Source organism: Dokdonella sp., from assembly GCF_049593775.1.
Lineage (GTDB): Bacteria > Pseudomonadota > Gammaproteobacteria > Xanthomonadales > Rhodanobacteraceae > Dokdonella.
In genome coordinates this window covers 1-8546 of the sequence record NZ_JBAWHJ010000332.1, presented here as the reverse complement: position 1 = coordinate 8546, position 8546 = coordinate 1, and the positions used below count along the sequence as shown (strand labels likewise).

The following is an 8546-nucleotide window of genomic DNA, read 5'->3' as shown; positions in this document are numbered from 1 at the left end:
GCATATAATATATTAGACATATACGAAATAAGGAAATCGAACATCTCGATATGATCGATAGGCGTCGGCTATGGCAGCCGCCATGGCGTTACGCCGCGCCGGCAGGCCCGGTGTTTTCGATGCCGACCTGATCCTGGTCAAGGCGCGGATGAGAATCGTTCGTAATAATGCGATCGAGGCGGCGGCTCCCCTGGATGAACCTGAGAGGGCCGCGTTGGCGGTTTATCAGCAGCGGAGCAGGCGAATGAACGCACAGGTCTACTTGAACGGCTATCCGAACGCCCGCACGATCGAGGCGGAAAATGTGAACCTCGGTTTCATCATGGAATTCGGCAATCTTGAAACCAGCAGCATGCGTGCCGCACTTGCCGAGTTGCCGGTTCTGCTGGCCAGTGCACCGCATCGGCTGATGTTCTTTGCGGGCGCCACGGCGATCATCGGTTCGATGTTGTGGTGGGCTTGCGTGCTGGGCTCCGGCGTTTACGGCGCCGTATTTCCAGCGTCGCCCGTACCGGCCGGCTGGGCGCATTCAATCTTCACCCAGTACGGAATGCTGCCGTTCTTCATGTTCGGATTCCTGCTGACAGTCTTTCCGCGCTGGATGGGTCAGCCCGCCCTGGGCAAACGCCACTACGTGCCGGTGTTCATTGGCGTGTTCGGCGGCTATCTGTTGTCGCATGCGGGATTGCTCGATCGAAAACCGCTGCTGCTCGCCGGCCTTGTCATGATGCTGGCTGGCTGGACCTATGCCCTGTTCGTTCTCGGAGGCATCCTGGTTCACAATGGCGCGAAGGATCGAACAGCGCTGTCGTGCTTCAGCGCACTCGTGCTCGGATTCCTCGGCCTGGCGGCCTTCACTGCGTTCGCCTTCGGTGCTTCGCCGGAGCTGGCACTCGTTGCGATCAAGACCGGTACTTTTGGTTTGCTGCTGCCGATCTACTTCACGGTCTGCCATCGCATGCTGCCGTTCTTCAGCGCCAGTGCGATCGGTCCCCGCTATCAGATGTTCAAGCCTGCGTGGAGCCTGCCAGTCTTCTGGGTGCTCGTACTCGCTCACCTTGGATTGGAGCTGGCGCGGCTGCCGCAATGGCTGTGGTTGGCCGATGCGCCACTGATGGCATTTTTCCTGACCCACTGGATTCGCTGGCAACCCTGGAAATGCATGCGTCCCGGCTTGCTTGCCGTCCTGCATGTTGCAGCGTCCTGGCTGCCAATCGCGTTCGGACTGTATGCGTTGCAAAGTCTGCTGCTCTTCTTTGACAGCAACATCTTCCTTGGGCGCATGCCCGTGCACGCGCTGACCATCGGCTTCTTCGGCTCGATGTTGGTCGCCATGGTTACGCGGGTCACCCAGGGCCACTCGGGCAGGCCACTGGAAATGGGGCGCATACCGTGGCTGACGTTTGTCCTGCTCCAGATCGTCGTGCTGATTCGCCTGTTCGCCGAGGTGGCGCAAGATGCAAGCGGATGGCTGGCGATCGCAGCGTTTGCGTGGCTTGTCGCCTTTCTGCCCTGGGTGTTGCGTTCCCTGTGGATATTCCTGACGCCGCGCATCGACGGCAATCCGGGTTGACGACGTGTCTGATGCAATGCCCTGGCTGACTCTCGTCCTGGTGCTGACTGCTGCCGGCATCTGGGCCGTGATGTTGCATCTGAGAGGGAAGACCAAGCAGGCAATCCAGCATGCGGAGCTGGAGCTGGAGTCGACATCAGACGTGGCGCAGGAGCCAGTCGATTTCGCGGAGCTCGCAGCGCTTCCCGAAATCGTGCAGCACTATTTTCGCCATGTGCTTGTCGATGGCCAGCGGCGCATACGCCTGACCCGACTCCTCCAGCGCGGAACCCTGCGCACTTCAACGCGCAATCCGCGCTGGCTGACCTTTGACGCCGAGCAAGTGATCGCACCGGCGACGCGCGGCTTCCTCTGGATTGCACGTGTGCGGATGCTGCCGTGGATCAGCCTGCAGATTTGCGATCGATTCATTGCTGGTCGTGGCATCGGTGAATTGCGCATGTTCTCTGCGGTACGCATCGCCAGTGATCACGATCATCCCGAGCTCGACGAGGCGCAGTTGCATCGCTACCTGGCCGAAGCCGTGTGGTCGCCGACCGCCTTGCTGCCGACTTCCGGTGTGCGCTGGACCGCGCTCGACGATGAGTCGGCCCTGGCCAGCATCACGGTGCAAGGAATCCATGTGTCACTCGAATTCCGCTTCAACGCGCGCAATGAAATCTGCTCGGTTCACTGCCCGGGACGCTGGATGCGCACGCGTTCGGGCTACAACAAGGTTCCATGGCAGGGCCGTTTCGCGGACTATGTCCAAAGCAACGGCATGCGCGTGCCCCTCGCGGGAGAAGTTGCCTGGCTCGAAGACTCGGACTGGCAGTCTGTCTGGAAAGGGCGCATCGAAGAAATCAGACATGAGCTGGCGTGATCCCGGAGTGATCCCCCGTTTCAATTCCACCTACCGACGACAGCACAGCCGATGATCGAGTTCTATCCGCAAATCAAATACGTTCATATCGTCGCCGTGATTCTTTCCGGCAGCCTGTTTGCGATTCGTGGCCTGCTCATGCTGGCGCGGTCGCGCCACACCAACAACATCGCGCTGCGGATCATGTCCTGGACCATCGACACGACCCTGCTCACCGCGGCATTGATGCTGATCACCTTGCTGCACCAGTACCCGTTCGTGCAGGGCTGGCTGACGGTCAAGGTCGTGCTGCTCGTGGTCTACATCGCGCTCGGCACGTTCGCATTGAAACGAGGCAAGACGCGCGCGGTGCGCGCCTGCTATTTTCTCGCTGCGCTGGTTGTCTACGCGTTCATCATCAGCGTTGCGCTCGCGCACTCACCGTGGGGAATTTTCTCGCGCTGGATTCAGTGAACATCCGATCAGCGAGCCAATCATGATCGACAAAGTGCGGGGCAGCTTTCGCTGGCTGCTGCCGGCACCGGCCATATGCAGGAGGAGGCTTCAGCCTCGATGCTGTTCGGCACGATGCGGCAAGGGCATCATGGCTGAAGCCAACAACGAAGCGGCAAAGCGGGATAGAGATCGAAGTCCGCGCCGGTGACGAGATCGACCAGTCATTCGGCTGCGGAAAAACCCGTACGAAGCGGTTTCAGCCGCGATACTCCAAGAGACTCCCGTCGGCCCGTCAGGGGCGATGCACTTCGCACGTCTCGGCAAGAGCATCGCCCCTGTCGCGCCTCCTGTAAATCATGAGAGTGCGCGACAGACTGCTCGCCCGAACTCATGAATAATCCGGGCTAGTAGCGGTAGTCGACGCTTGCCCAGATCTTGCGCGTGTCCGACGAAAACCCATCGGCCCGGTAGTCCGCGTATTTGAGCAATCCCTTGAAGTGCTTGCCGAACGGATACGAGACAGAAGCATCCCACTCCGAGCCGTAGTCGGCACTGCCATCATCGGCATTGAAGTCATGCCAGGTGATCGCCCATGCCGCCTTTTCGATCTTGCCGCTGGCGCCAAGGTAGCGATCATCGAGGCCATTCAGCGGAGTAGCCAGGAACTTGTCTGCCCAGCCATTGAACTTGTGCAAGGTTGCATACGGTGTGCTGAATCCGTAATCGCCGTCGCCGCCGAGCACTTCCCAGCCTGCGGTGAACCTGATGCCGGCCACTTCCAGGCTTGGCTCGATCAGCCAGTAGTTGGCGCTGACGTTGCGCGGGTTATTGGTCCAGTCCGATTGCCAGGCGTACTCGGTTGCCCAGCCCAGCGTGACCTTCTCGAATGCCTGGGATCCGGTCCAGCGCAGGCCATAGGTCTGTGTCGAATTCGTTGCGATGTCGTCGTTCTCGACCAGGTAGGCGTAGCCGGTCAGCTGGCCGAGCGGCAGTTTCTGGTCGAGATGGAACAGGTTGCCGTTGAGTGACCACTCGCGAAGCAGCGGGTTGGGGTTGTCGTGGCCGAACACGCGCAGCACCCGATCGAGATATAGGTAGCGAATGACGGGCCCGGCGCTTGTTGTCGTGGTGCTGAACGAGAAGGCATCGAAAGTCTGCTCATTCTGGCGCCAGCCGACATCACCGAAGAATCGCTGGTTGTCGATGTTGACCTTCTGCCGGCCAAGCGCCGTGTCGATGCGTTCGTCCGCGTAGCCGAGGAAGGCCTGATTGACCTCGCTGGATTCGGGATCGGCAACCACCGGGTACTCGGTCTTTCCATTGGCCGTGCTGTTGTACTTCTCGCCGGCGAACGCCTCTACGTGCTCGCCATCGGCGTAAAGCTGCCAGCCAGGGGCGAATACCCAGCGATAGCCGAGCCGGATGCGCAGGGTATCGGCATCCGCTTCCTTGTTGAATGCAGCGTCGTCGACGTTTTCATGTCGGTAGCGGATATCGATGACCGGTCCTGACGGCAGTGCCTCGACCGCCTGGCCTGTCACTGGCAAGCCGATCAACAGCCCGAGAATGATCGACGCGTGAAGCCGAGCCCTGCCAGTACGAATGCGTGTTCGGATCATCGGAATGTCCTTGAGCGGGCCGGTGCGGCCGGTATTTCCGCCAGATTGCCCCTGCTGGCCATCCATCTCATTGACCCGGATCAAGCCCGCTGAAACATGACGGACCGGCGCGACCGGTTGCCGCAGGCTGCTCTGGCCCGCCAGCGGCGTGAAACTGCGGTGAGGGGTCGCGCAAAGGCGGACTTCCGTGAATTCATCGGCGTGGCTATACTTGTCCGTCAATTTTGGCGCACCGGTGCCTGCTCCGGGCGCTCGCAAGAGGTGGCTTCGTGACCAATCCTGTTCCCCAGACCGACGCGGTCTTTCTAAAGCACTTCGCCCAGCTGATCACATTTCTGGTCGTGCTATGCGTGCTCCTGATCGCCTTGGGTGCCTACATCTACAGCGATAATCCCTCGCCGGTGAATCCGGGCGCGGCCAAGGTTACGGACCAGCGTATTGCTCCGGTCGGTGCCGTATACGCCGGTGACACGGGAGCTGCAGCCATTGCCGCTGCGGCCGAAGCCGCGAAAGCCGCGGCTGCTTCCGAGGTGGCGTATGGCGGCACCCTCGATGGCTCGGTCATTTACGGCAATCTGTGTCATGCCTGTCACGAGACGGGGGCCGGTGGTTCGCCCACGCTGGCCGACAAGGCAGCATGGACATCGCGCATAGCGCAGGGTGAAGAGACCCTGGTGAAGCACGCCATTGAAGGCTATACCGGCAGCGCCGGAATGATGCCGGCAAAGGGTGGCAACCCGGCCCTGACCGACGAACAGGTCACGGTTACCGTGGAATGGATGATCAGTCAGGTTCGCTGACTGATCTGCGGACATCGCCCATGTCCAGCCGACGCCGCCGCAAGGCGGCGTTTTGCGTGGTGCCGAAGCATCCTTGATGGGCTAAGGTTCCTGCATGTCCGATAGCCGCCAGTTCCGCCTGGACGATCTCCTGATCGATCTGGATCGCCAGCGCGTCGAGCGCGCGGGCGAAGCGCTGGAGGTGAGTGGACTGAGCTTCCGTTTGCTGGAATTCCTGCTGCTCCAGGGCATCCGCGTAATCGAGTTCGACGAATTGATCGCCGGCGTCTGGGCACCTGCCGTCGTTGGCGAAGAGACGGTAACCCAGCGGGTCAAGTTGCTTCGGCGCGCGCTCGGGGATGATGGGCGCAGTCCGCGCTACCTGCGTTCAGTTCGCGGAATCGGCTATCAGCTATGCAGTCTGCCGGTCGCAATGGAGTTCGCCGGATCGAGCGACACCGGCTCGCCGCCACCCGAACCGACTCGCCGATGGCGAAAAGCGCTACAGGCCGTGACGGCGCTGGCAATCGTGGCTGTGGCAGGGGGACTTGCCTGGCATGCCGCCAGGAAGCCGGATCCCGAGTTGCAGGCAGGCCCGGTGATCATGTCCGAGAATGCGCTGCAGCGCGCCCGGTATTACGCCGGCATCGGGCAGGATGCCAACAATGAGCGTGCGATTGCACTGTACGAAGAGGTCCTCGCCAGCGAGCCTGCGAATACGGAGGCGATGGCGGAGCTCAGTCGCGCCTTGGCTGCGCGCATGTGCCTGTACAACCGCGGCACGGATTCCGCAAAGCGTGCCGAAGCCGTGGCCCGCACTGTGGTGGATCAGGATGCCAGCGACAGCGTGGGGCACCATGCACTGGCCTATGCGCTCGACTGTCAGGGTCTGATTGACCAGGCACTGCTCGAGTATGAGCGCGCCTACGCCCTGGATCCGGCGTCACGCAACGACAGCCTGGCGTCGGCGGCGTTCCTGTACGCAGAAAAAGGTCGCCTGGCCGATGCACTCGGGGCCAATCTGAAGGTGTCGGCGGACCGCGCCAACTTGCGCTTCCTCGATATCCAGGTTGCCCGTGTCCTTGAACTGCTCGGATTCAAGGCTGCGGCTGAGCAACGTTACGAACGCAGCTTTCGACTGTATCCGGACAACGTCTATTCGAATGCCGACTGGCCGCGCAGCCTGTTCCTCCAGGGCCGTCTTGGCGAGGCCGAAGCAGCCGTCGCAGAAGCTCTCGAACGGCCGCTTCACCCTGATCTGCTGATCCTGGCCGGGCAGCTGGCTCTGCTGCGCGGTGAGCAATCAGCCGCGTTGGCGGCATTCGAGAAGGCTTCCAGCCTTCGCCCGCATCTGAGCTGGCCGGAAACCCTGTTGCACGTTTATTCCGAAGGCCCTCGGGACACTGTCTGGCTGGAGACTCAGCTCCAGCAGATTCGCAAGGGAATCGAGGCGGGTGACCGCGCGCCGGTTGTGCAGATGGAAGTGGCCGTGCTGGAACTGAGTCTCGGGCATCGCGAAAGGGCGCTCGATGCGCTCGATTCCGCTATCGAGGCGGGCTTCGTCGATCAGGCTTATTTGCAGGTCTCGCCATTCTTCATCGAGCTGGCAGGGGAGCCGCGTTTCGTCGCCGCACTCGACGCGATCGGGCGCCACGTGGCGCGTGAGCGCGCCACGGTTCTCGCCGCAGACTGGTTGCCAGCCGACCTGTTGTCGGCGTCAAGGCAACCCTGATCAGCATTGCCTCAGGGCATCGCCTTGAGCACGATATCGCGGAAGATCTCCTGCGATTGAGGATGCGCGAAGCGCTGGTTGTAGGCATTGCTGGTAACGACGGCAACCAGGTCCAGTTCGGGTGAAATGAAGACATAGTTGCCGCCATTGCCCGACATGGCCCAGACGCCCAGCTGCTTGCCATCGTGCGGGAACTGAAAGCGCCAGATCTGGTAGCCATAGTCGGCGTCGTCGCGCGCCTGAACCTGCACGGTCAGCATTTCCTCGACCCAGTCTTCGGACAGGACGCGCTTTCCGTTCCACTGCCCGGAATTGCGCAGCAGTTCGCCAAGCTTGGCCAGGTCACGGCTGCGGAAGCGTGTGCCGCCGCCACCCATATAGGTGCCATCGGGCGCCTGATTCCATTGCGAGGCCTCGATCCCGAGCGGCTGTTCCAGCACCTTGCCGGAAAATTCCCCGAGCGTTTCGGTGCTGGCCTTCTCGACAATGGCGCCCAACAGGAATGAACCACCGGTGCAGTAGGAAAACGAGCGGCCATAGGGGCTGTCGGCCGGTTTGGTGTCCCAGGGGGCAAAGCCCTTGATTGGCAGATCCAGGACGAAACCGATCCAGTCTTCACTCACGTACATGCGTTCCTCGTTGCCGGACGAGAACTGGTTTTCGTCGTTGCACTCAAGCAGCGAACTCATGCTGAGCAAATCCTTGATGGTAATCGCCTGTTTGCGCGGATCCGGGTTCTTCGGTTGCGCGCGCTCGGCAAAGAACGCGAAGGCGGGCGCCTGTTCGTCGGCAATGAGTTCGCGATCCATGGCCGCGCCCATCAGCATCGCGGTGACCGTCTTGGTCAGCGACCGCGTGTCATTGAGCTGGTCGCGCGAGCCGCCGTTGAAGTAGCCCTCGTAGACCAGTCGGCCGTCGTGGGCGACGACCAGGCTGGTCGTGCCTTTCCAGGTGCCATCGGCGATTTTCGCCTCGGCGCTATCGAACAGTTCGGTGTTCCAGCCGAGTTTGCCGGCATCACCGACGCGCCAGCCATCCTCGAGCAGTTCGGGTGCGGTCGGCGTGGCGGCCTGTGCGCCGGCACATAGTGCGGCGGTTGCGAGCAGTAGCAGTGCGGATTTCATTGGCGTCCTCGGGATGGGTGGAGAGTCGCCAGTACGCCGCATTGGCGAATGAAGTGTCGGAAGAGCGAATGAAGTTTTCTGAATCCGACTTTCGGCAGCGTCGGATCCCGTGTCCCGAATGATTCGGCCCCGTCCACAAGAGGGCCCCAGACCTCAGCGCACCAAGATGGGGCGTCACAGGGGAGCTATGCACCAATACGATGCATGCCACGGCCTCCGATCAGCGACAGAACTCTCCAAGTTATTGAATATTCGTTGTTTGTGCGGCGCAGCAGATCTGGCATGCAGGTTGCAATCACTCACTACCTACATTCATTTTCATTCGAGGTTTTCCATGTCTGCAGACAAGGTTCTCAAGCTGATCAAGGACCAGAACATCCGCTACGTCGATTTTCGATTTACGGACCTGCGCGGTGTCCAGG

The 8546-nt window shown here is 61.1% G+C and carries 7 protein-coding genes; 5 read left to right on the top strand and 2 right to left on the bottom strand.

The annotated features are described in order from the left end of the window. Positions 1–244 precede the first annotated feature (244 nt). The 3 genes from WBP53_RS11580 to WBP53_RS11570 are packed head-to-tail and all read left to right on the top strand — an operon-like array spanning position 245 to position 2888. Positions 245–1573 (top strand): NnrS family protein, encoded by a 1329-nt coding sequence (locus WBP53_RS11580; RefSeq protein WP_423929067.1) that lies wholly within the window; start codon positions 245–247, stop codon positions 1571–1573. 4 nt (positions 1574–1577) lie between these two features. Then, a complete protein-coding gene (locus tag WBP53_RS11575) occupies positions 1578–2435 on the top strand; it encodes a DUF6544 family protein (protein WP_423929065.1) in 858 nt (285 codons plus the stop codon). 51 nt (positions 2436–2486) lie between these two features. Continuing rightward, the gene (locus tag WBP53_RS11570; RefSeq protein ID WP_423929063.1) at positions 2487–2888 is read left to right on the top strand and encodes a SirB2 family protein; all 402 of its coding nucleotides are present in this window, start codon (positions 2487–2489) and stop codon (positions 2886–2888) included. Between the two features lie 386 nt (positions 2889–3274). Here the strand turns inward: WBP53_RS11570 and WBP53_RS11565 are convergent, their stop codons facing one another. Next, the gene (locus tag WBP53_RS11565) at positions 3275–4711 is read right to left on the bottom strand and encodes an alginate export family protein (protein ID WP_423929061.1); all 1437 of its coding nucleotides are present in this window, start codon (positions 4709–4711) and stop codon (positions 3275–3277) included. A gap of 47 nt (positions 4712–4758) precedes the next feature. On the opposite strand from WBP53_RS11565, the gene WBP53_RS11560 reads away from it, so the two are divergent. After that, complete coding sequence (locus WBP53_RS11560; RefSeq protein ID WP_423929059.1) at positions 4759–5289, top strand: c-type cytochrome; 531 nt, start codon at positions 4759–4761, stop codon at positions 5287–5289. Positions 5290–5383: 94 nt separating this feature from the next. Beyond that, positions 5384–7000, top strand: a complete 1617-nt coding sequence (locus WBP53_RS11555; RefSeq protein WP_423929057.1) for a winged helix-turn-helix domain-containing protein — start codon at positions 5384–5386, stop codon at positions 6998–7000. An 11-nt stretch (positions 7001–7011) separates the two neighbouring features. On the opposite strand, the gene WBP53_RS11550 is transcribed toward WBP53_RS11555, so the two are convergent. Next, complete coding sequence (locus tag WBP53_RS11550; RefSeq protein WP_423929055.1) at positions 7012–8124, bottom strand: serine hydrolase domain-containing protein; 1113 nt, start codon at positions 8122–8124, stop codon at positions 7012–7014. Positions 8125–8546: the final 422 nt, after the last annotated feature.

Bases quoted from the DNA above. Each gene is read 5' to 3' on its own strand.
- WBP53_RS11580 (WP_423929067.1), top strand. From the start codon at position 245: ATGAACGCACAGGTCTACTTGAACGGCTATCCGAACGCCCGCACGATC.
- WBP53_RS11570 (WP_423929063.1), top strand. From the start codon at position 2,487: ATGATCGAGTTCTATCCGCAAATCAAATACGTTCATATCGTCGCCGTG.
- WBP53_RS11555 (WP_423929057.1), top strand. From the start codon at position 5,384: ATGTCCGATAGCCGCCAGTTCCGCCTGGACGATCTCCTGATCGATCTG.
- WBP53_RS11550 (WP_423929055.1), bottom strand. From the start codon at position 8,124: ATGAAATCCGCACTGCTACTGCTCGCAACCGCCGCACTATGTGCCGGC.